Raw genomic sequence first — 23,169 nt, forward strand, 5'->3', positions numbered from 1 at the left:
AAGGGAAGCAGCTTATCCCTTTTACGGAAAGGAGAGGCAACATGGGAAAATGGCTTATCCCTTTATTCATTGTTGTACCGTTACTTGAAGTGGTCTTTTTTATCGTTTCGGGTAACACAATTGGTATTTGGCCAACGATTTTATTGATTGTTTTGACCGGAGTTGTTGGAATATGGTTAGCAAAAAAAGAAGGAACACAGGTCCTGATGACAGCACGTCTGAAAATACAAAACGGGGAAGTTCCTCAAGGAATTGTATTGGATGGTATTTGCATTCTAGGTGGCGGGATTTTATTAATCATACCGGGATTTATTACCGATGTCCTCGGTTTTTTACTTCTCTTGCCAAGCTCGAGAAAATTGTTTAAACGAGGTTTAGAAAATCTATTTCGTTACATGATAAAGACAAGGAACATCATATATATTCATCGAAGGTAAACGTTGTTACATGACAGAAAAGACTATTGTATGATAGGATAGGAAGCGAAGTCTATGTGGGAGGATGAACGTATTTTTAATATTTTAACGATATTCATCATCTTGTTAGCGCTCGGTTTGATTGGGAAAACCAATCGGTGGTCATTGTAGTTGTGATTTTTTGTGATACTAGAGATAAAGTGTTTTCATTTTTTACAAAATGATTACGAGAAGATTTATTTCTCTTTCGTCCCGATGGTAACGGGGAAATTAGGTTAAATACAACTAGGTGAAGCGCTTACATCATTTTATCCGTTTTTTCTCTTCCTTTTAAGGTGGTTGTCGCCTAGGTTGCAAAAGGTGGGGTAGGACGATAACGAACGGATCCCCATATGACAACAGCGTGAGAAGTTTGGGACCATTTCTTTCGTGAAGAAGCAAGTTGGTCCTTTCATAGTTTAGAAAAGAAAACGATGGACAAGGACTCTACATGTGAGTGAAACAAGAAGATATTTCTTTTTTTCTGTCACGTGATGTTCACAAATCAGTAAAAAATGTTTATAATGAAGAAGGCTTCGCAATCCGTCCTACATAGATTCCTGAAAGAAAAGCCATACAGATGGTGCCATTTTGCTACCAACTTGGTGGCGACATGCGTATGAAACAGACTGAGCGTTCTAGTTATGTCTGTTAAGCATGTTTTCAAACATATTTCTGTGAAAAGGAGAGGTTGATATGAGCACAGCTCGTGGTTTGGAAGGAGTAGTTGCAACGACGTCCAGTGTCAGTTCTATTATCGACGATGTTTTGACGTATCAAGGGTACAACATTGATGACTTAGCAGAAAACGCTTCATTTGAAGAAGTCATTTTCCTTTTGTGGAATGGCCGTTTACCGAAGCAAGAAGAGTTGGACCAGCTAACACAAGATTTAGCGGATAATATGGATGTTCCACAAGAAATTTTTGATTACATGAAAGCTTATCCAATTGACAAAGTACATCCAATGGCAGCGCTTCGCACAGCTATTTCTCAATTAGCACTTTATGACGAAGAAGCAGATGACATGTCTGAGGAAGCAAACAAAAGAAAGGCGATTCGCATTCAAGCAAAAATACCAGCAATCGTAACAGGCTTTAGCCGTATTCGGGAAGGAAAAGAACCAGTTGCTCCGAAAAAAGATTTGAGCTTCGCTGCGAACTTTTTGTACATGCTAAAGGGAGAAACACCGGACGACATTTCTGTTACTGCTTTCAATAAAGCACTCGTATTGCATGCTGATCACGAGTTGAATGCTTCTACCTTTACGTCCCGTGTGTGTGTTGCCACACTATCTGATGTATACTCCGGGATTACTGCCGCAATCGGAGCGTTGAAAGGGCCATTACACGGTGGCGCCAATGAACGCGTGATGAAAATGCTTACGGAAATTGGAGATGTTGATGGAGTTGAGCCATATCTCCGCAAAGCATTTGAAAATAAAGAAAAAATTATGGGATTCGGTCATCGTGTCTATAAAAAAGGTGATCCACGTGCGAAACATTTGCGTGAAATGTCCCGTCAACTCACTGAAATTACCGGGGAAACAAAATGGTACGAAATGTCTATCAAAATGGAAGAGATTGTCGTAAAAGAGAAAGGACTTCCACCAAACGTTGATTTTTACTCTGCTTCTGTGTATCATAGCCTAGGGATTGATCATGATTTATTCACGCCAATTTTTGCAACGAGCCGTACTTCTGGTTGGTTAGCACACATTTTAGAACAATATAGTGACAACCGCTTAATCCGCCCACGTGCTGAATATGTCGGTCCCGAAAAACAAACATACGTACCAATCAATGAAAGATAAATCATGATGAAAAAGCCGACATGGCTACCACTAATATGATGTTTATGTTCAAAAAGAACGGAGCAAGGAACTGATGGAGATTCTCTTCATTGGTTCCTCTCCTCATGCCAATCCCCTCGATCGAAACCAAACCTTCTTCCAAAAAAATGCTGCAATGCATGTAGAACAAATGATTCCCATTTCCTTTTTGAACATTAAATATGTTTTAAATACTTAGCAGGAGGTTATAAATATGTCTACTGGTGAAAAAATTACTACAACAAATGGTGTCTTGAACGTTCCGGATCAACCGATTATCCCTTTTATTGAAGGAGATGGAACGGGTCCTGATATTTGGGCAGCTGCCAGTCGTGTGTTGGATGCCGCAGTCGAAAAAGCATACAATGGGAAGAAAAAAATTCAGTGGAAAGAAATTCTCGTTGGTGAGAAAGCGTATAATGAAACAGGAGAATGGCTGCCAAACGAATCTTTAGAAGCAATTCGCGAGTATTTGATCGCGATTAAAGGTCCACTTACAACTCCAATCGGTGGAGGGATTCGTTCGTTAAACGTAGCACTTCGTCAAAAATTAGATCTATTCACTTGCCTTCGACCTGTACGTCACTTTACCGGAGTGCCTTCTCCAGTGAAGCGACCGGAAGACGTAAACATGGTTATTTTCCGTGAAAATACGGAAGATATTTATGCAGGAATTGAATATAAAGAAGGCACGGACGAAGTGAAAAAAGTCATCAAATTCCTGCAAGAGGAAATGGGTGTGAACAACATTCGCTTCCCGGAAACCTCCGGAATCGGAATTAAGCCGGTGTCAAAAGAAGGTACCGAACGTCTCGTTCGAGCAGCCATTCAATATGCCCTTCAAGAAGGTAGAAAAAGTGTGACGCTCGTTCATAAAGGAAACATTATGAAGTTTACTGAAGGAGCGTTTAAAAACTGGGGGTATGACCTAGCGGAACGGGAATTTGGAGATAAAGTATTTACATGGAATGAGTACGATGAAATCGTTGAAAAAGAAGGTCGCGATGCTGCAAATGCTGCACAAGCGAAAGCGGAAGAAGAAGGAAAACTCATCATTAAAGATGCGATTGCAGATATTTTCTTGCAACAAATTTTAACTCGTCCGAAAGAGTTCGACGTGGTGGCTACAATGAACTTGAACGGGGACTATATTTCCGACGCGCTTGCTGCGCAAGTTGGCGGAATTGGAATTGCTCCGGGAGCAAACATTAACTATGAAACGGGACATGCCATCTTTGAAGCAACTCACGGCACTGCACCAAAATATGCCGGTTTAGACAAAGTGAACCCATCTTCTGTCATTTTATCTGGAGAACTGATGCTTCGTCATCTCGGTTGGAATGAAGCAGCGGACTTAATCATTGCTTCCATGGACAAAACGATTGCAAGCAAAGTAGTGACTTATGACTTCGCTCGTTTGATGGAAGGTGCACAAGAAGTAAAATGCTCTGAATTTGCTGATGAACTCATTAAAAATATGTAATGATAGATGAAATCGGGGGGCTATAGAGTGACAATTACACGGCGGAAAATTTCTGTAATTGGTGGAGGTTTCACCGGTTCCACAACAGCGTTTATGTTGGCGCAAAAAGAGCTTGGGGATATCGTTCTAGTTGATATTCCAGACAACGAAAACCCAACAAAAGGGAAAGCATTGGATATGTTAGAGGCAACTCCCGTGATGGGTTCCGATGTACAAGTAATTGGAACGGCCAATTATGAAGATACGAAAGACTCTGATGTCGTCATCATTACAGCAGGCATTGCGAGAAAACCGGGAATGAGTCGAGATGATCTTGTAACAACCAATGCGAAAATTATGAAATCAGTCACGAAAGAAATAGTGAAACATTCGCCAAATTGTTATATCATCGTGCTAACAAATCCAGCGGATGCGATGACTTATACCGTTTATAAAGAATCCGGTTTTCCTAAACACCGCGTGATGGGACAGTCAGGTATATTAGATACCGCTCGTTTTCGAACCTTTGTCGCCCAAGAGTTACATGTGTCGGTAGAAGATGTCCAAGGGTTCGTCTTAGGTGGTCATGGGGACGATATGGTGCCACTGATCCGCTACTCCAATGTAGGAGGAGTACCGCTCTCAAAACTTCTTTCTGATGAACAAATAGAGGCAATCGTGGAACGTACGAGAAAAGGGGGCGGAGAGATTGTGCAATTGCTTGGAAATGGCAGTGCTTATTATGCCCCGGCAGCATCCCTTACAGAAATGACCGAAGCTATTTTAAAAAATAAAAGACGCATTCTTCCGTCTATCGCCTATTTAGAAGGAGAGTATCACTTCCATGATCTCTATCTAGGTGTTCCGACAATTTTAGGCGGTAAAGGGGTAGAAAAAGTCATTGAACTAGACTTGACCGATGAAGAAAAAAAGGCGCTTGAGAAATCAGCAGCGTCGGTTCGAGAAGTAATGAAAGCACTCCCGAAAGAATGATAACATCATCTAGAAAAGAGATTGTCCAAGAGGGCAATCTCTTTTTCGGTGCAAAAATTTCTTATTTACCTTCCATGATTTTGTGAAGAGATAATTGTGTAGTCATGTTATAGTTAATATGTACCCTTGATAACTTTCTTTAGGATGGTGGAAAGTCATGACACAAAAATTTTTGGTGGTTGAAGATGAAGAGTCTATTGCGACCCTCATTAAATACAACCTAGAACAAGCCGGCTATGAGGTAGAGGTAGCAGAGGATGGCGAAATAGCGATAGACAAATTTAAAAATAAACCGTTTGATTTTGTTATGTTAGACATCATGTTACCAAAAGTGGACGGCATTGAAGTGTGCCGGGAAATTCGACAACAGAGTCGTCACGTGCCCATTTTAATGTTGACCGCTAAAGACGACGAATTTGATAAAGTACTCGGACTGGAATTAGGTGCAGATGATTATATGACAAAACCGTTTAGCCCAAGAGAACTGATGGCACGTGTAAGAGCAATATTACGAAGAGTGAGTGAAGACCAACAACCAAAGGAAGAAGAAATCAAGAAAATAGAAATCGGCGCATTGACGATTTATCCCGAAAACTATGAAGCCTATTTAAATGGTGAACCGATTGACTTAACCCCGAAAGAATTTGAATTGCTTCTATACTTAGTGAACGGAAAAGGGAAAGTAATAACTCGGGATCAATTATTAAATGCGGTATGGAACTATGAATTTGTTGGGGACACTCGCATTGTCGACGTACACATTAGTCATTTACGCGATAAAATTGAACCAAACACAAAAAAACCGACGTACATTAAAACGGTGCGGGGACTCGGGTATAAATTTGAGGGACCTTCCGCATGAATCGCTTTCAGACACGCTTGTTCATCGGATTTTTACTTGTCACGCTATTTGTATTAACAACACTCGGATTAATAGTTGGGCAATTAGTGGCAAGCTATTACAAAGATACGTTAACAGAGCGTCTGGAGCGGGAATTGACACTTAGTGCCGCCGTGTTGGAAACATTAGAACGTAATGAATGGGAATCATTTTTAAAGGAATTATCCACTCGGCTGGATGTTCAAGTGCAAATGAATATCCAAGAAGAAGCGCTCATTGTTGATCCGGAAGAAGGGATTGTTTCGACATTTCCAGAAGAGCAAGAAGATTTACTATTGTTGGAGGAATCATTTTGGAATGACACAGGCTCATTACAATTTGCATTACCAGTGGAGCAGCAGTTAGAGGATTTCCATCGCTACATGTGGATTTTTATCTTTATTAGCTTTTCTCTAGCTTTTTTCATCATTGCAATGATGAGTTATCGCATCACGTTAGAATTAACTCGCCCGATTAGTCATGTGACAAACGTAGCGAATGAACTGGCAAAAGGAAATTTTAAAGTCCGGACCTACGATAGAAGAAAAGATGAAATTGGTCAATTAATGCGTTCCATGAATATGTTAGCGTACAATTTAGATCAAATTACAACCCATTCCCAAATTCAACAGGAACGTCTCGAAGCGCTAATTCAACACATGGGGAGCGGCTTAATCTTTATCAGTGAACGTGGGGACATTGCGGTGATTAACCAATATTGTAAAGATATTTTTAACACGGATACAGATCAGTGGCTGAACGAATTGTATCATCAAGTCATTCCGGAAAAGCCAGTGAACGATCTAATTCAACAAATTTTCTTTACAGAACAAAAAATACGTAAACAGATTCAGTTTCAGCAACGTATTCCCGATAAACATTATGAAGTGTATGGTGCACCGGTTGTAGGAGATAATCATGAGTTGCGAGGAGTGGTTCTTGTCTTACACGATATTACAGAGTTAAAACGATTAGAAAATATTCGCAGAGACTTTGTCGCCAATGTATCCCATGAATTAAAGACGCCCATGACTTCTTTAAAAGGCTTTACAGAAACATTACTAGACGGTGCCATGGACGATGAAAAAGCACGGAAGCAATTTTTACAAATTATTTGGAAAGAAAGTGATCGTCTTTCCCATCTCATTGATGATTTACTACATCTTTCCAAATTAGAAAGAGAAGATTTGGAGTTGGAGTGGCAAGAGATTCAAGTGACAGAAATTGCAAAAGAAGTCATTGAACTATTACGCTCAAAAGCAGAAGAAAAAAGTATTACTTTAACTACGACTTTCCAACCTGAGCTAACAATGATTGGTGATCCCCTTCGATTTCGACAAATACTCATTAATTTAGTCAGTAATGCGATCAATTACACTTCTCCCCATGGCCAAGTATGGGTGGAGGTGATGGAAAAAGAAAATCAAGTGGTCATGATCGTTAAGGATAACGGCATTGGCATTAGTGAAGAAGAAATCCCAAGAATTTTTGAACGTTTTTATCGAGTGGACAAAGCACGTAGTCGGAATTCTGGTGGAACGGGTTTAGGACTCGCAATTGTCAAACATATCGTGGAGGCTTTTGAAGGTGATATTCAAGTAGACAGTGAAAAAGGGAAAGGGACAATATTTATTGTGAAGCTTCCGCAACGTTAAATGAAGTGATGGATAGATAGAAAAGATTTAGACGCTTTATCATAAAGAGAGATGGAAGAGGAGGAGACGTTTTGTTGTCAATAAGACAAGTGATACTCGGTTTCGTTTCATTCATTGGTATTGTTATTTTGGCTTTATTTCTTCTTACGGGCTGGTATACAGTTTCAGAATCGGAACAAGCAGCACTCATCACCTTTGGTCGAGTGGATGAAACTGTTACCGAGCCGGGTTTGAAATTTAAACTTCCTTGGCCGATTCAAAAAGCAGAAGTGCTTCCCGCCTCTACGAATAGTTTAAGAGTCGGATATGAAACGACAGAAGATGGAGAAGTGGCGGAATATAACGATGAAGCAAAGATGATTACGGGAGATGAAAACATTTTATTCGTTGATTTAGTCGTTCAGTGGAGAATCACTGATCCGGAACAATATTTGTTTAATGCAGACGATCCTGAAAATATTTTATATCAAGCATCGTCAGCGTCTCTTCGTGGTGTCATCGGGAATTCGGAAGTAGATGACGTTTTAACGGACCAAAGAGCTGAAATTGAAGGAACTGTGCTGGAGTCCTTAACAGCATTACTGGAAGATTATCAGATTGGAATCACTGTGTTAGATGTAAAATTACAAAACGTAGAACTTCCAACCGATGAAGTGCGCAAAGCGTTTACAGCGGTCACGGACGCCCGGGAAGAACGATTAACGAAAATTAATGAAGCGAATAAATATCGCAATCAACAAATTAACGAAGCAGAAGGGGAAAAAGATGCGATTATTTCCCGAGCAGAAGGACAACGGGCGGAAAGAATTGAAAGAGCCCGGGGGGAAGCTGCACGGTTTAATGCGTTGTATGATGAATATATAAATAATCCAGATGTGACAAGACAACGCCTCGTATTAGAAACCCTCCAAGATGTTTTGCCGGATACGGAGCTATATATTATTGATAGTCAGCAAGACACCGTAAACTATTTACCAATTCGTCCATTGGAACGCCAAGCGGGAGAAGCTGCCGTACGGGATAAAGACAACAACAATAATCAAGAAAATGACCAAAGCGATGATAACGGAGGTGAGAATAGTGGCCGATGATAACGTATTAAATATGAATGACAGACGCTCCCGTCCCCCGTGGACAAAATGGATTCGAACAGGCCTTATTCTCGTTGTTCTATTATTTATCCTTCTTGTTGGAATCATGAATGTTTTTATCGTGAAACAAGGGGAATATAAAGTCGTTTCACAATTTGGGGAAGTGGTACGTATTATTGACTCCCCGGGCTTAAATGCAAAAGTGCCATTCATTCAGCAAGTATCCTCTTTGCCAAAATATCAAATGAGTTATGACATTACTTCCGCTGAAATTAATACCCTTGATAAAAAACGTGTATTAATTGACAATTATGCGGTGTGGAGAATTAGTAATCCTCATGACATGATTGCTAATGCTCGCACCGTTGAAAATGCGGAATCAATTATGGCAAACTTTATTAACTCTGTCATTCGTTCGGAACTCGGACGTTTAGAATTCGAACAAATTATTAACGAAGAAGATTCCGCACGAGGAGACATTAATGCAATGGTCACTGAGCGTGTGAACAGTCTACTGGCGGAAGGAAGTTACGGAATAGAAGTGACGGATATTCGCATGAAAAGAACGGATCTTCCAGAAGATAATGAACAAGCAGTGTACCGTCGCATGATTTCCGAAAGAGAATCGACTGCACAAGAATATTTATCAGAAGGAGATGCGGAAGCAAATCGAATTCGTGCCAACACGGATCGGGAAGTGACAGAAATGCTATCGCAAGCAGAAGCGGATGCTGAAGAAATTATCGGGGAAGGAGAAGCAGAAGCAGCAGCGATTTACAACAGTTCCTTCGGTCGGGATCCGGAGTTTTATGAGTTGTACAAAACGTTGCAAACATATCAACAAACCATTGGGGAAGATACTGTCATCGTGTTACCATCAGATTCCCCGTACGCTCGAATATTAATGGGATATGTTGACTAATCCAATACGATGTGTAAAAGGGTGACTTCTCTGTGACGATCAGAGGGGCTACCCTTTTTCACCAATCAGAAGATGAAAAAATAGGAAGAGAGGGGCTTTTTTGTGAAAAAGCTAGTGTTGATTGACGGGAACAGTATTGCTTATCGCGCTTTTTATGCGCTTCCTTTGCTTCATAATGAGAAAGGTGTCTATACAAATGCTGTATACGGATTTACAACGATGCTGTTAAAAGTGTTGGAAGAAGAGAAGCCAACGCATTTACTTGTAGCTTTTGATGCAGGTAAAACAACGTTTCGACATGACACGTATGAAGCATATAAATCAGGTCGTCAAAAAACTCCATCCGAATTATCCGAACAATTTCCACTGATTCGTGAGCTGTTAGATGTTTTTCAAATCGCTCACACAGAAGTGGATCATTATGAAGCAGATGATATTATCGGCACATTGTCGAAGCGAGCGGAAGAAGAAGGCTGGCAAGTCCATATTTATTCAGGAGATAAAGATTTGTTACAACTTGTTTCTGAAAAAACAAAAGTGATTTTAACAAAAAAAGGAATTACCACTGTAGAAACTTATGATGAACAAACAGTAATGGATAAATATGGAATTACACCTGCCCAAATTCCTGACATGAAAGGATTAATGGGAGATGCTTCCGATAATATTCCAGGAGTGCCGGGCATTGGTGAAAAAACGGCATTAAAATTGTTAAAAGAGTATCCAACCGTCGAAGAAGTGTTAGCATCCATTGACCAAATTTCTGGTAAAAAAATGAAGGAGCGATTAAAAGAACATCGGGAACAAGCTTTAATGAGTAAAAAATTAGCGATTATTTCCCGGGAAACACCAATGGATGTGACATTAGACGGTTTAAAAAGAGAACCTTATGATCCGAAGGCAGTGACCGATTTGTTGAAAGAACTAGATTTTCGTTCTCTTTTGAAACAATTTGATGAAGATGAAACAGGAGAAGAAAATTTAGAAGAAGTGACTTTTGAAACGGTAAAAGAAGTAACCGAAGAGATGCTCATGTCTCCATCTGCTTTGGTCGTCGAAGTGCCTGATGATAATTATCATGATAGTGACATTTGGGGAATTGCGGTAGTGAATCATCGGGGAAAATACTACATTCCAACAGACGTTGCATTACATTCTGATGTCTTCAAGCAGTGGGCGTCGGATGAAACGAAAGAGAAATACATTTTTGATGCAAAACGAGCTGTTGTTGCACTCGGTTGGAAAGGGGTCTCTTTAAAAGGAGTGACCCATGATATGCTCATCGCCTCCTATCTGATAGATCCTTCCGCTTCCTCTCATAGCGCTGCTGACATTGCGTTAAGGAAAAATAAAAAAATTGTTCAAACCGATGAATTTATATACGGAAAAGGAGCAAAAAGAGTTCGTCCTTCTGAAGAGGTGTTAGGGGAACATCTTGTTCGTAAAGGAGTTGCACTGTTCACGTTAAAAGACAGTTTGGAAGAAGAGTTACAAAAAAATCAACAAGATAAATTATTCCAAAAATTAGAAATGCCTTTATCTCTTATTCTTGGCAAAATGGAAATAACAGGAATTCGTGTAGATCCTGCTCAATTAAATAAAATGGGGGAAGAGTTACAAAAGACATTGTCTGATTTAGAGGAAGAAATTTATGAATTAGCGGGAACTACTTTCAATATTAATTCACCGAAACAATTGGGGTCGATTTTATTTGAAAAGTTAAATCTGCCTGTTATCAAAAAAACAAAAACAGGATATTCCACATCGGCAGACGTATTGGAAAAGTTGTCTGACCGTCATGAAATCATTCCAAAATTACTGCATTATCGACAAGTAATGAAATTGCAATCGACCTATATTGAAGGATTATTGAAAGTGATTCACCCTAAAACGAAAAAAATTCATACGATGTTTAATCAAGCGATCACGCAAACCGGCCGCCTCAGTTCGACGGAACCAAACTTACAAAATATACCAATTCGTTTGGAGGAAGGGAGAAAGATTCGCCAAGCCTTCACACCGTCAGAGCCTGATTGGTACATTCTTGCTGCAGACTATTCCCAAATTGAGTTAAGAGTACTCGCTCACATTGCCGAAGACGACAAGCTCATTCAAGCATTTCAAGACAACATGGATATCCATACGAAAACAGCAATGGATGTTTTCGGTGTAGAAAAAGAAGAAGTGACTAGCAATATGAGACGGAGCGCCAAAGCGGTCAACTTCGGGATTATTTACGGCATTTCCGACTATGGTCTTTCCCAAAGCCTAGGTATTACGAGAAAAGAAGCGGAACAGTTTATCAATAAATATTTAGATAGTTACCCAAAAGTAAAAGAATATATGGATACGATTAAAGAAGAAGCGCGACAAAAAGGGTATGTGACCACCTTGCTTCACCGTCGTCGCTATTTACCGGAAATTACGAGTAAAAACTTTAACCGCCGTAGTTTTGCAGAGCGAACGGCCATGAATACTCCAATTCAAGGAACCGCAGCCGATATTATTAAGCAAGCAATGGTCGATGTAAACGATGCATTGATTGAAAAAAATTTGAAGAGTCGTTTGCTTTTACAAGTACATGACGAATTAATTTTTGAAGTACCAGAAGAAGAATTGGAAGAAATGATCACCCTCGTTCCTTCCGTGATGGAAAAAACGATCCAACTCAAAGTGCCTTTACAAGTGGACGTTGCTTATGGAAAAACGTGGTATGATGCAAAATGATGAGGAGAGAAAGAAACGATGCCTGAATTACCGGAAGTGGAGACGATCCGAAAAACATTAGCAATGCAAACGATTGGAAAAGAAATTGAAGCGGTAGAAGTATATTGGCCCCGAATTATTCAAGAACCGGCAGACCCCGATGCGTTTTGTTTACAATTACAAAATCAAACGATTCATCACATTGGAAGGCGGGGAAAATTTCTCATTTTTTATTTGGATGACGTAGCACTCGTTTCTCATTTGCGGATGGAAGGAAAATATGAATGCGGTCCAATCGAAGAACGAGATAAACATACCCACGTACGCTTTTTCTTAAAGAGCGGAGAAGAATTGCGTTATAAAGATGTGAGAAAGTTCGGGACGATGCATTTGTTTCCTAAAGGTGAAGAACAGAAAGCATTACCGCTATCTCAGCTCGGGCCGGAACCGTATCAAGACCCTGCCTTCACACCAACCTATTTAAGAGAAATTTGTCAAAAGACTACTCGTCATATTAAAACCGTGTTACTCGACCAAAAAGCAATTGCTGGATTAGGGAATATTTACGTCGATGAAGCGCTGTATCAGGCAAAAATTCGCCCGGACCGAACCGCTGCTTCCCTATCCAATGAGGAAGTACGCATGTTACATGAAAAGATTGTAACGACGATTGAAAACGCGGTACAAAAAGGCGGAAGTACGGTTCGTTCCTATGTAAATGGTCGTGGAGAAGCAGGGAAATTTCAATTAGAGCTGCTTGTATATGGCAGAAAAGGTCAACCTTGTTATCAGTGTGGCAAAGAAATTGTCAGAACAGTAGTAGCGAACCGCGGTACTCATTATTGTCCCGTTTGTCAAAGTAAGTAACACCTATCACGCTCCTTCCATATATTATTCAGAGATATTGCTAGGGAAGGAGCACTTCCATGATAGAAATTTTCTCTTTAAGCATATTGACGTTTGTGGTGAGCGTAGACAGTTTTGGTGCTGGTTTAGCATATGGACTAAGAAAGTTGCAACTGCCTTTTCTTTTGCTTCTATTGATTAGTGTATGTTCCGGTACTTCTATTTTTATCGGTGGAATGATTGCCGGCACGATTGCCCTTTATTTCCCGCCGGTGATGACAGAGTCTTTAGGAGGAATTATTTTAATTTTGCTCGGTTGTTGGTCAATATACCAATCGCGTAAAAATAAACCGTTGAAAGAGGATAAAAAAGATGACTTGATTTCAACCATTGTCCTTGTGATGAACCATCCGGACGAAGCGGATTTAGACAAATCCGGAACAATTAGTGTCAAGGAGTCGATGTTACTTGGAGTTGCACTGTCATTGGATGCATTAGCAGCTGGTGTCAGCGCGCAATTTTTAGCACTTTCTACTTTATCTCTTTCTATCATGGTCGGAATCATGTGTGGGATTTTTCTACTTCTAGGAATGAAATTAGGTGTAAAGTTGGCCACATACAAAGTGATGCAAAAGCTTTCCTTCTTACCTGGCGCTTTATTTATAGCATTGGGGACATGGAATTTGCTTTAACGGGAGAAGGGTGTCCGTCATTTTGCTCTTCTCTTTGTTAAAGACAGACAAGCAAAAAAAGGAGGGATCACATGATTATTGGTCTTACAGGTGGGATTGCTAGTGGTAAAAGTTTTATTGCAAATGAATTAGAAAAAAAAGGTTTTCCCGTGATTGATGCGGATAAAGTAGCGCGAGAAGTGGTGGAGCCTGGAGAAGATGCATTTCATCAAATTGTAGAGACATTCGGTAAAGAAGTCGTTGGTGAGGATGGGACGTTGCTGCGAAAAAAATTAGGAAAAATGATTTTTGCAGATGAAGAAAAACGTCAAGCTTTAAACAATATTGTTCATCCAGCCATTCGGAAGAGAATGATACATAAAAAAGAACAGTTAGAAAAAGAAGGGGCGGAGGTAATTGTACTTGATATTCCGCTTCTTGTTGAAAACAAATCGTTTCATGTAGTAGATAAAGTTCTCCTCGTTTACGTAGACGAAGACGTGCAGAAAGAGCGGCTGATGGAAAGAGACAAACAGGGAGAAGAAGATGCGAACAACCGCATTGCTTCCCAGATGCCGTTAAAAGAAAAGAAAGCATTTGCGGATGCAATTATCGATAATAACGGAACGAAAGAAGAGTCGATTCGCCAATTAAATGAAATCTTAAAAAAATGGAATCTCGAATAAATAGACAAGTTTTGATAAAAATAAGGACAAAATATAAAATAATAGTACCGAATTGCGTAAATGTGATATACTATATAATAAGAAAACGGTGGTTAGTATATCACAAATAGCAGGGAGGCTTTCCTTATGGGAGTAAAAGTAGCAATAAACGGATTTGGTCGAATCGGCCGCATGGTATTTCGTAAAGCAATGTTGGATAACGCATTTGACGTAGTAGCAGTGAATGCCAGTTATCCTGCGGAGACGCTCGCTCATCTTGTGAAATATGATACCGTTCACGGTTTATTTGATAAAGAAGTGGAAGGAAAAGATAACGCACTTTATGTGGATGGCAAAAAAGTGCTTTTAACGAATGATAGAGATCCACGCAATCTTCCGTGGAGCGAACTAGGGATTGATATCGTTATAGAAGCAACCGGAAAGTTTAACGATAGAGAAAAAGCGAATTACCATATCGAAGCGGGAGCAAAGAAAGTGGTGCTTACTGCTCCAGGTAAAAATGAAGATGTCACCATTGTGATGGGAGTAAATGAAGAGGATTATCAACCGGAAAAGCATCACATTATTTCAAACGCATCGTGTACGACAAATTGCCTTGCTCCGGTTGCGAAAGTACTTGATGAGTCTTTCGGTATTGTCAAAGGTTTAATGACAACCGTGCATGCTTATACGAACGACCAAAAAAATATTGATAATCCGCACAAAGACTTGCGTCGTGCAAGAGCCTGTGGACAATCCATCATCCCAACTTCCACTGGTGCAGCAAAAGCATTATCGAAAGTGTTGCCACAATTGGAAGGAAAAATGAATGGCATGGCATTGAGAGTTCCGACTCCTAACGTATCCCTCGTTGACCTTGTCGTGACAACGGAGAAAAAAGTAAATGCAGAAGAAGTAAATGAAGCATTAAAAGAAGCATCTGAGACGGAACTCAAAGGAATTCTTGGCTTTAATGAAGAACCGCTTGTTTCCATCGACTACAACGGGAATGAACATTCTTCCGTTATTGACGGATTATCGACAATGGTAGTAGAAGACAACCAAGTAAAAGTACTTGCTTGGTATGACAACGAGTGGGGGTATTCTTGTCGCGTCGTCGATTTAGTACAACATGTGGCAAAGTCCATTCCAGTAACAAATGCATAAGGTGCTCACGAAGCTTGGTCTGTAACAAATGATGAAACCAATTTTTCATCACATAAATGAAAAAAAGTGTCGTATGAAATCGTGCGACACACTTTTTTCGTACAATCTGATCAGGAGTGTTCTCAGAAGGGTTAATAATTAGAGATAAATAGGTGATTTGGAGCGCTTTGATGCTTCATGCGCATGCGATCAATTTCACTTTAGAAAAGAAGATAAATCGTTCCATGAACGTTTCATGCGACACTTATTTTTGTAAAACAGCGATGAAAGTGTCGTATGAAGGCTAAAAAATGGAAGAAATTAGGATAAACACAGGCCCCAAATGTTTCATACGACCTGTTTTTATGAGAACGATACAATGAAGTGTTGTAAAAAAGGTTCATGCGACTAATTATCGCATCAAATTTCTACCGAACGGTCTCATGACGTTTTCGGGTAGAATCAGCATTCGGATTTTTGGAGGCTGATGAAATGAGCGCTGTGCTTCCGGTGAAGAAACTTAAGGAAATATACCGCCAGAAACAATGACCAACATAGAAGAAGGGAAAAATGGTTTCAAGCAAATTTTAGTGCTTGGAACCATTTTTTTAGTTTGAAGAATACATGCCAAAGCGAGTTTTTCTAACAGTTTTAAAACGGCTCCATTAATGGTATGATAAATTACATAAAAGATGTCCGATTTTTTGTGGAATAGTGGAGATGATAGCGATGCGTTGTCCTGCCTGTCAATCACAAGTAACGCGAGTATTGGATTCAAGACCCAGTAATGAAGGAAGATCTATCCGTAGACGTCGTGAATGCGACAACTGTAAGCATCGATTTACCACCTTTGAAATCGTGGAAGAGATCCCTTTAATTGTTGTGAAAAAAGATGGGACGAGAGAAGAGTTCAGCCGAGAAAAAATATTGCGCGGCTTAATCCGTGCATGTGAAAAACGCCCGGTTGCCCTTGAAACGTTAGAAAATATCGTCAATGAAGTGGAAAAACAATTACGCAGTGAAGGAAAATCAGAAATCAAAAGTAAAGATGTCGGTGAATTAGTGATGGAACGTCTTTCAAAGGTAGACGATGTTGCTTACGTGCGCTTTGCCTCCGTCTATCGGCAATTTAAAGATATTAATGTGTTTATCAATGAGTTAAAAGAACTGATTAAAACAGACAATGGAGAACAATGAAAAGAGCTTTCGGGCAATTGCTCAAGCTCTTTTTCCGATTATGATTAGACCATCATCATTGAGGGGGAGCTGTTTGTGAAACCACATTGGACAGAATTGTTACCGATTGATCGTTTTTCTGTACGAGTGGAAACCCCATTAGGAGAACGAGATTATAAATCCTTAACTTTACTCTATCAACCGTTGATTGGCGCAACGGCTGTCTCTCTTTATTTATCCCTCTTAAATAAAGTAGAAAAAGACGCCTATGCTTCAAGGGAAGGAACACATCATGAATTAATGGTCATGTTACATACCAACTTGCAGGAGATTTATCAGGCACGACGCATTCTAGAAGGAATCGGATTGTTGCGTACGTTTGAACGAAAAGAAGACACTTCCACACTATTTATCTATCAATTACAATTACCACTATCACCGGCTAATTTTTTTCAAGACGATGTATTAAGCGTGTTTTTGTATAATAAATTAGGCAGGAACCAATATCTTGAGTTACGCAACCGCTTTTTAATAGAATCCATTGATCTCGAACAATTCCATGAAGTAACCGCTTCTTTCAACGACGTGTTTACATCCCTTCATCCGTCCGAAATGCGACAATTACATGGAATAACAGACGTACAAGGAGAATGGGCGTACGAACGAAGGGAAGCAACGATTCATTTTGATGAAGAAACATTTGACTTTTCTCTTTTGTTAGCCGCTCTTCCGGAATTTATTGATGAGAAAGCAGTGAAGGAGAAAAAAGTGAAAAACTCGATCCTTCGTCTTGCTTTTGTATATCAAATTTCGCCCTTAGAAATGAGTCGTCTGATCCAGCAATCTTACACAGAGAATGATCAAATAGATACGGAAGAATTGAAAAGACGAGCGCAAGATTGGTACCGATTTGAAATAGGAAATGAGCCTCCAGCCCTTGGTTTGCGGACCCAACCGAAAGAATTACGCACGATGGATGGAAAAAAACCAACTACGAGTGAAGAAGAGATGATGATTTATTTTGAACGGACTTCTCCGCTCACTTTTTTAGAAAGTGTCTCCAACGGCGCTCAAGCCCCTCCGTCGGATATAAAATTGGCAGAGGCGTTACTCTTTGACTATCAATTACCACCGGGCGTTGTCAATGTATTACTGGACTATGTCCTTCAAACGAATAATATGAAACTGGCTTCAAACTTGGTCCACAAAATCGCCGGTCATTGGTCGCGAAAAAAAATACAAACAGTGCAAGAAGCGATGGAACTGGCAAAAGAAGAATATCGCAAACGAAAAAAATACGACGAACAAAAACAAAACAATTCGCAAAAAACGGTCTCCTTCCGTCAGCAAGCCCCTTACGTACGAAAGGATAAATTACCGAAATGGCTCGAGGAGGAAAACAAGAAGGAAACCTCTTCCATGGAAGAAGATACGGACTTACAGAAAGAACGACAACAATTTGAAGAATTATTACGACGTCGGAAAGCAAGGATGCAATAGGAGGTGACAAAAAATGGATTCCATCGATGCATCGCTTCATCATTTTATGAATAAAAAAGAATGGCAAGAACGATTTGAAAAAGTAAAAAAAGAAGTGCTTATGGACAAGCGGATTCAATCGTTTTTAAAAGAACATTCTGCTTGGAATGAAGATACATTAGACCGTGACTTGATGAAACTATATGAGTATAAAAAGGAACGAGAAAACTGTGATTTCTGTCCGGGACTAAAACGTTGCCCTAATATGATGAAAGGATATCAACCAGTGATCGCAGTAGAAAATGACCAACTTCTGATTCGGTATCAATCTTGCACGTTAAAACGTCAAGAAGAAGAAAGAAAAAAGCAACAATCGTTAATGAAAAGTATGTATATCCCGAAAGAAATTTTAGAAGCAACCTTTGATTCCATTGATCAAGACCATAAAAGTCGACTCGCCGCCAGCAATAAGTGTCTCCAATTTGCGATGGAAGCAAATCCCGGAAAAGATGGCAAAGGCCTTTATTTATGTGGAAAATTCGGTGTCGGAAAGACATATATGATGGGGGCGATCGTGAATGAACTAGCTGCCCGTAACATTCCGTCAATGATTGTCTATGTCCCGGACTTTTTCAGAGAGTTGAAGCAGTCGGTAACAGACGGAACGGTGCAGGAAAAAATTGATTATGTCAAAAAAATGGATGTGCTTATTTTAGATGATATTGGAGCGGAAACGATTTCCGCATGGATTCGAGATGATGTGTTAGGAGTTATTCTTCAATATCGCATGATGGAAAAGCTCCCAACTTTGTATACATCCAATTATGATTATGATGAATTAGAAGAACATCTCTCCTACTCACAAAAAGGCGGGATTGAACGATTAAAAGCGAAAAGGATCATGGAACGCATTCGTCATTTAACTACGTTCGTTTTCGTTGATGGAAAAAACCGCCGGGAATCATTATAAAAAAATGATTCTTTTCGTGCAGTCGAGGATAAGTGTCTTGAAGCGTTAAACCCAATAGAATAGCAGGCATGACATGAACGTTCCCGTGAATCACTTGACACATGCATGTGAATATTTTGGTAGGTATCGCATGGGAAGTTATGATACGATAAAGATGACTAATTCGTATCCCATTTACATGTATAGGGGGATTTTACAGTGAGTATCGATCCAATTTTAGACAAAGCGCTCCGTGGAGAGCGATTAACAATGGAAGATGCGGTCCGTTTATATGAAAGTGACGAAATCGAAAAAATGGGGTGGGCTGCCAATGAAGTGATGAAAAAGTGGCATCCTGAACCTATTACGACTTTTGTGATCGGCCGAAATGTAAACTATACAAACGTGTGCGATACATATTGCACGTTTTGCGCATTTTATCGTCGCCCGGGATCGGATGAAGGGTATGTCCTTTCGAATGAAGAGATTTTCCAAAAAATACAAGAAACGGTGGATGTAGACGGAACCGAGATTTTAATGCAAGGTGGTACCAACCCGAACCTTCCGTTTAGTTATTACACGGATTTATTACGTGCGATTAAAGAGCGCTTTCCAAACATTACAATGCACTCTTTTTCACCTGCAGAAATTTATAAAATGGTAGAAGTATCCGGTTTATCACTCGAAGAAGTGTTAACCGAACTGCACGAAGCGGGGTTAGATTCGCTCCCGGGTGGCGGTGCGGAAATTTTAACCGAAGCGACGCGTAAAAAAGTAAGCCGGTTGAAATGTACCGCGGAGGAATGGTTAGAATGTATGAAGATGGCGAAAAAAGTTGGCATGCACGGTACCGCCACGATGGTGATTGGTTTAACGGAAACAATTGAAGAGCGGGCGGAACATTTACAACGTATTCGTGATACCCAAGACGAAGCGAACTGTTTTCTAGCATTCATTTCTTGGACTTTTCAACAGGAAAATACGAGTCTACGAGGAGAAATAATTTCTCCGGAAGGATACTTAAAAAATGTTGCCATTTCTCGTTTGTTTCTTGATAATATCCCGAACTTCCAGTCTTCTTGGGTAACCATGGGACCGGAAGTAGGGAAAAAATCGTTAGAATTTGGTTGTAACGATTTTGGAAGTACCATGATAGAAGAAAACGTCGTCTCAGCGGCTGGTACCACCCATAAAGTCAATACCAATCAAATTATTCAACTCATTCGGGAAGCTGGGAAAATACCAGCACAACGGGATACGAAATATAACATTCTTCGCCGTTTTGATGGGGATTCGAAGGTGCAAAAAGACTTTATTATGCAAAACTAATAAACAATGAGAGTTACCCATTTGTACCACTTTTTGGGTAACTCTCTTTTTTTTGGTCGTTCTGTCGGCATTTTTTTCTTCTTTATCCATACATATGTAGAGAGAGAAGATGAATGCGTGCGTAGTGACGTTCGGGTGAGGAGGAATGTAGGGTTGTTTTCTATCGATTTTGCTAATATGGAAGATACAAATAATGTGATGGATACGATATCCAATGACCAACACAAATGGGAGAGAAAAGGACTAGACACGGGAAAAGTGATGCAAAAAAAGGGGAAGTTTTTTTGGGATTTTCAAGGAACCGAAACAGAATGGAAGGAGGGAATCATCCCCTATTTAGCTTCCGTCCTTTCGGATTATATGACGGATCATCAAGAATTAAAATGGATTAAAAATTATATTGAAGACACTTTTTATTACAAAGATGAATCGGAAGCTATTACTGATATTGCCCAAACATTGCTTGAAGGAGAAAAGAAAGGAGTTTTACGCACGCCTCTTTTTGACAAAAGAAAACATTTCGTTTACAACGAACTTAAAAAAGAAATAGAAGAAAAAAAGCACATCCAATGGCAACCGCTTTTAACCTTTCGTCTCGGAACCTATCATCAATTGCTGATGGAAGCAGCTTCGAAAGCCATTGATGAATATAAGTGGGAACAAGAATATCAAACGATGGTGGAATCTTGTCGTCATCATTTAAAGCATGCAGAGGAGCAAATGAATATTCTCCATCTCCTATTGAAAGAGAAGCCCTTATTTGTGGACGAACATGGACATCCTATTGATGAGTGGACGAGGCTTCATCAGTTAGAGCATTCCCTTGTGTTCGAAAAAGAACTTCCTTTTGAATACATGGTTATCAGTCCCACCGTAAGTCTTTCTCCGCGTCGCCTGCATGTCTATTCCGATGAAGAAAATGGGACGGTGCAAACGTTAGAAATGATTTTCCAAGAAAAAATGACACTTCATCCTGTGAAAGAATGGCCATTATATGAAAAGTAAAAAACAGAAAAAAGCAGTTCGTTGCTTTTTTCTGTTTTTACCCGTTAAGAACGTGTTTCTTCGTATTCTTTTTCTGTTCCGGTGGTAAAGTCAACTTCTAACTCAAATTTTTCGAAGTTGTCTTCTAACTGAAAGCTTTCTAATACTTCTGCAATCACTTCTTCATTCGGTGTGTCCTCATCGAAAGTCAAACGATGAAAGATCGGCTCGAGCTCACTAAGTGCTTCTTCACCTTGTTTTTTCGCTTGATTTAAATCATCATCAATTTCCACTTCGATACGGTCACCGTCTTTTTCAAAATCCACTTCGTAAGAAACGGCATTTTCATAAATGACTTCTAAATAAAACTGGTCAAAAGGTACAGAGATGTCTGCAGTTCCATTACTATTTCTTTCCTCTTCTTCCGGTGTTGCTTGATCAATCGTTGCATCTGAAGAGGATTGGTTCATCTCTTCTTCCGTATCAGGTTCGTTTTCCCCGCAAGCGATAAGGACACTAAGTAAACATGCACTCATTGTAATTAATATGGCACGTGTCATCATGTCATCCCTCCTCTTTTCATTGTTCCCAAACGGACGCGATTTCACGCATTACTTTCCATAGAAGAATGGACTACGACAAAAACGTTGTTCAGTTTCGCGAGCACTTTCGAAAAGTGCTACATTTTGGTGTCACATTGAAAAATTTTACATAACGTTTCGGTATCGCTTATAATGATAATATTGACTATTTTCTGATAGTCTCTTTTTTAAAAATATTTGGTAGGAGGTTTGAAATGATGAAGGCAATTCTCGTAAAAGAGACAGGTGGACCAGATAAGGCAGAATACGTAGACGTAGATGTTCCTTCTCCGGGGAAAGGAGAAGTATTAATTCGATTAAAAAACGCAGCACTAAACCGTCGTGATTTCTTTATTACCCATGGTCTGTATCCAGGCATGAACCTTCCTGCGATTTTAGGTTCAGATGGTGCTGGGATTGTAGAAGAAGTAGGAGAAGGTGTTTCTAATGTGTCGGTTGGCGATGAAGTCATTATGAATCCCGGGCTTCAGTGGGGAGAAAATGAAGCTTATGGAAACAAAGACTTTCACATACTGGGCATGCCCACTGATGGAACATACGCACAATATGTAAAAATTACGAGTGAAAATGTGTACCAAAAGCCTTCTCATTTAAGCTGGGAAGAAGCAGCAGCCCTCCCGCTAGCAGGACTCACTGCTTACCGTGCCCTTTTTACAAGAGGGGAATTAAAAGAAGGAGAAAATGTTCTCGTTCCCGGTATTGGTAGCGGTGTGTCTCAATTTGTGATGCAAATGGCACTGGCGAAAGGTGCAAACGTGTACGTGACTTCCAGTAGTGAGGAGAAAATCGCACGTGCCAAAGAACTTGGAGCCAGTGGCGGAGTCAATTACCAAGAAAAAGATTGGACGAAGCAATTGAAAAAATTAATCAATGGCTTCGACTTAATTGTGGACGGAGTCGGTGGGGATAATTTTAACCAATTATTAAGTGTCGTCGCAAATGGCGGACGCATTGTAAATTACGGTGCGACGGCTGGTCCGGTACCAGAGCTCGTTCTTCCGAAAATGTTCTTTAAAAATATGGACATTCGTGGCACCACGATGGGAAGTCCGCGAGATTTTCAAAAGATGTTAGATTTGTTTGAAGAGCATTCTCTACACCCAGTAGTGGACAAAACGTTCGCATTAGAAGACGCGGCCGAAGCGTTAAAATATATGGAAAAAGGAAATAATTTCGGAAAAATTGTCCTTGAAATTCCGCAATAATCCCTCCTTTTTTTGTTAAACTGAGCGCTTGCTCAAAAGAAGCGTGTCCTAAACGAATCGTAGGGCACGCTTCATTTTTCACAATGAACCTTTGGGTATCATATATGACATCAGCAGAATCTG

Annotated in this window: 20 protein-coding genes; 19 read left to right on the top strand and 1 reads right to left on the bottom strand. The window is 40.0% G+C overall.

What is annotated here, in order from left to right:
• Positions 1–41: 41 nt before the first annotated feature.
• The 18 genes from GJS40_RS07270 to ytxC all read left to right on the top strand — a co-directional run bounded on the left by GJS40_RS07270 (position 42) and on the right by ytxC (position 21,260).
• Complete coding sequence (locus tag GJS40_RS07270; RefSeq protein WP_270897220.1) at positions 42–437, top strand: FxsA family protein; 396 nt, start codon at positions 42–44, stop codon at positions 435–437.
• 714 nt (positions 438–1,151) lie between these two features.
• The gene (gene citZ / locus GJS40_RS07275; RefSeq protein WP_270897221.1) at positions 1,152–2,267 is read left to right on the top strand and encodes a citrate synthase; all 1,116 of its coding nucleotides are present in this window, start codon (positions 1,152–1,154) and stop codon (positions 2,265–2,267) included.
• A 232-nt stretch (positions 2,268–2,499) separates the two neighbouring features.
• A complete protein-coding gene (icd, locus tag GJS40_RS07280; RefSeq protein ID WP_270897222.1) occupies positions 2,500–3,768 on the top strand; it encodes an NADP-dependent isocitrate dehydrogenase in 1,269 nt (422 codons plus the stop codon).
• A 27-nt stretch (positions 3,769–3,795) separates the two neighbouring features.
• On the top strand, positions 3,796–4,740 hold the full coding sequence (gene mdh, locus GJS40_RS07285; protein WP_270897223.1) for a malate dehydrogenase: 945 nt from the start codon (positions 3,796–3,798) through the stop codon (positions 4,738–4,740).
• Positions 4,741–4,897: 157 nt separating this feature from the next.
• Positions 4,898–5,602: a response regulator transcription factor gene (locus GJS40_RS07290; protein WP_270897224.1), complete on the top strand. Its 705-nt coding sequence runs from the start codon at positions 4,898–4,900 to the stop codon at positions 5,600–5,602.
• The gene (pnpS, locus tag GJS40_RS07295; protein WP_270897225.1) at positions 5,599–7,275 is read left to right on the top strand and encodes a two-component system histidine kinase PnpS; all 1,677 of its coding nucleotides are present in this window, start codon (positions 5,599–5,601) and stop codon (positions 7,273–7,275) included. Before GJS40_RS07290 ends, pnpS begins: the two co-directional genes overlap by 4 nt.
• A gap of 71 nt (positions 7,276–7,346) precedes the next feature.
• On the top strand, positions 7,347–8,366 hold the full coding sequence (hflK, locus tag GJS40_RS07300; protein ID WP_270897226.1) for an FtsH protease activity modulator HflK: 1,020 nt from the start codon (positions 7,347–7,349) through the stop codon (positions 8,364–8,366).
• On the top strand, positions 8,356–9,288 hold the full coding sequence (hflC, locus tag GJS40_RS07305; RefSeq protein WP_270897227.1) for a protease modulator HflC: 933 nt from the start codon (positions 8,356–8,358) through the stop codon (positions 9,286–9,288). Before hflK ends, hflC begins: the two co-directional genes overlap by 11 nt.
• Before the next feature lie 102 nt (positions 9,289–9,390).
• Positions 9,391–12,015: a DNA polymerase I gene (polA, locus tag GJS40_RS07310; protein ID WP_270897228.1), complete on the top strand. Its 2,625-nt coding sequence runs from the start codon at positions 9,391–9,393 to the stop codon at positions 12,013–12,015.
• 18 nt (positions 12,016–12,033) lie between these two features.
• Positions 12,034–12,861 carry a DNA-formamidopyrimidine glycosylase gene (mutM, locus tag GJS40_RS07315; protein WP_270897229.1) on the top strand — a complete coding sequence of 276 codons (828 nt, stop codon included), beginning with the start codon at positions 12,034–12,036 and terminating at the stop codon, positions 12,859–12,861.
• Between the two features lie 59 nt (positions 12,862–12,920).
• Positions 12,921–13,532 (top strand): sporulation membrane protein YtaF, encoded by a 612-nt coding sequence (gene ytaF / locus GJS40_RS07320; RefSeq protein WP_270897230.1) that lies wholly within the window; start codon positions 12,921–12,923, stop codon positions 13,530–13,532.
• Between the two features lie 71 nt (positions 13,533–13,603).
• On the top strand, positions 13,604–14,197 hold the full coding sequence (gene coaE / locus GJS40_RS07325; protein ID WP_270897231.1) for a dephospho-CoA kinase: 594 nt from the start codon (positions 13,604–13,606) through the stop codon (positions 14,195–14,197).
• A 126-nt stretch (positions 14,198–14,323) separates the two neighbouring features.
• Positions 14,324–15,343: a glyceraldehyde-3-phosphate dehydrogenase gene (locus GJS40_RS07330; RefSeq protein ID WP_270897232.1), complete on the top strand. Its 1,020-nt coding sequence runs from the start codon at positions 14,324–14,326 to the stop codon at positions 15,341–15,343.
• A 708-nt stretch (positions 15,344–16,051) separates the two neighbouring features.
• A complete protein-coding gene (nrdR, locus tag GJS40_RS07335; protein WP_270897233.1) occupies positions 16,052–16,519 on the top strand; it encodes a transcriptional regulator NrdR in 468 nt (155 codons plus the stop codon).
• Positions 16,520–16,594: 75 nt separating this feature from the next.
• Entirely contained in the window at positions 16,595–17,998 is a 1,404-nt protein-coding gene (locus tag GJS40_RS07340) for a replication initiation and membrane attachment family protein (RefSeq protein ID WP_270897234.1), read from the top strand.
• A 13-nt stretch (positions 17,999–18,011) separates the two neighbouring features.
• Positions 18,012–18,947, top strand: coding sequence for a primosomal protein DnaI (gene dnaI, locus GJS40_RS07345; protein WP_270897235.1), 936 nt, complete (start codon positions 18,012–18,014; stop codon positions 18,945–18,947).
• A 198-nt stretch (positions 18,948–19,145) separates the two neighbouring features.
• The gene (mqnC, locus tag GJS40_RS07350) at positions 19,146–20,255 is read left to right on the top strand and encodes a cyclic dehypoxanthinyl futalosine synthase (protein WP_270897236.1); all 1,110 of its coding nucleotides are present in this window, start codon (positions 19,146–19,148) and stop codon (positions 20,253–20,255) included.
• Positions 20,256–20,408: 153 nt separating this feature from the next.
• Positions 20,409–21,260 carry a putative sporulation protein YtxC gene (ytxC, locus tag GJS40_RS07355; protein ID WP_270897237.1) on the top strand — a complete coding sequence of 284 codons (852 nt, stop codon included), beginning with the start codon at positions 20,409–20,411 and terminating at the stop codon, positions 21,258–21,260.
• A 44-nt stretch (positions 21,261–21,304) separates the two neighbouring features.
• Here the strand turns inward: ytxC and GJS40_RS07360 are convergent, their stop codons facing one another.
• On the bottom strand, positions 21,305–21,802 hold the full coding sequence (locus GJS40_RS07360) for a YusW family protein (RefSeq protein WP_270897238.1): 498 nt from the start codon (positions 21,800–21,802) through the stop codon (positions 21,305–21,307).
• Between the two features lie 233 nt (positions 21,803–22,035).
• Between GJS40_RS07360 and GJS40_RS07365 the strand changes: the two genes are divergently transcribed.
• Positions 22,036–23,046 (top strand): quinone oxidoreductase family protein, encoded by a 1,011-nt coding sequence (locus GJS40_RS07365; RefSeq protein ID WP_270897239.1) that lies wholly within the window; start codon positions 22,036–22,038, stop codon positions 23,044–23,046.
• The last annotated feature ends 123 nt before the right edge of the window (positions 23,047–23,169 follow it).

This window comes from Aliibacillus thermotolerans, assembly GCF_027853235.1.
Lineage (GTDB): Bacteria > Bacillota > Bacilli > Bacillales > Marinococcaceae > Aliibacillus > Aliibacillus thermotolerans.

Bases quoted from the DNA above. Each gene is read 5' to 3' on its own strand.
- GJS40_RS07270 (WP_270897220.1), top strand. From the start codon at position 42: ATGGGAAAATGGCTTATCCCTTTATTCATTGTTGTACCGTTACTTGAA.
- citZ (WP_270897221.1), top strand. From the start codon at position 1,152: ATGAGCACAGCTCGTGGTTTGGAAGGAGTAGTTGCAACGACGTCCAGT.
- icd (WP_270897222.1), top strand. From the start codon at position 2,500: ATGTCTACTGGTGAAAAAATTACTACAACAAATGGTGTCTTGAACGTT.
- GJS40_RS07290 (WP_270897224.1), top strand. From the start codon at position 4,898: ATGACACAAAAATTTTTGGTGGTTGAAGATGAAGAGTCTATTGCGACC.
- pnpS (WP_270897225.1), top strand. From the start codon at position 5,599: ATGAATCGCTTTCAGACACGCTTGTTCATCGGATTTTTACTTGTCACG.
- mutM (WP_270897229.1), top strand. From the start codon at position 12,034: ATGCCTGAATTACCGGAAGTGGAGACGATCCGAAAAACATTAGCAATG.
- ytaF (WP_270897230.1), top strand. From the start codon at position 12,921: ATGATAGAAATTTTCTCTTTAAGCATATTGACGTTTGTGGTGAGCGTA.
- coaE (WP_270897231.1), top strand. From the start codon at position 13,604: ATGATTATTGGTCTTACAGGTGGGATTGCTAGTGGTAAAAGTTTTATT.
- GJS40_RS07330 (WP_270897232.1), top strand. From the start codon at position 14,324: ATGGGAGTAAAAGTAGCAATAAACGGATTTGGTCGAATCGGCCGCATG.
- nrdR (WP_270897233.1), top strand. From the start codon at position 16,052: ATGCGTTGTCCTGCCTGTCAATCACAAGTAACGCGAGTATTGGATTCA.
- dnaI (WP_270897235.1), top strand. From the start codon at position 18,012: ATGGATTCCATCGATGCATCGCTTCATCATTTTATGAATAAAAAAGAA.
- GJS40_RS07360 (WP_270897238.1), bottom strand. From the start codon at position 21,802: ATGATGACACGTGCCATATTAATTACAATGAGTGCATGTTTACTTAGT.
- GJS40_RS07365 (WP_270897239.1), top strand. From the start codon at position 22,036: ATGATGAAGGCAATTCTCGTAAAAGAGACAGGTGGACCAGATAAGGCA.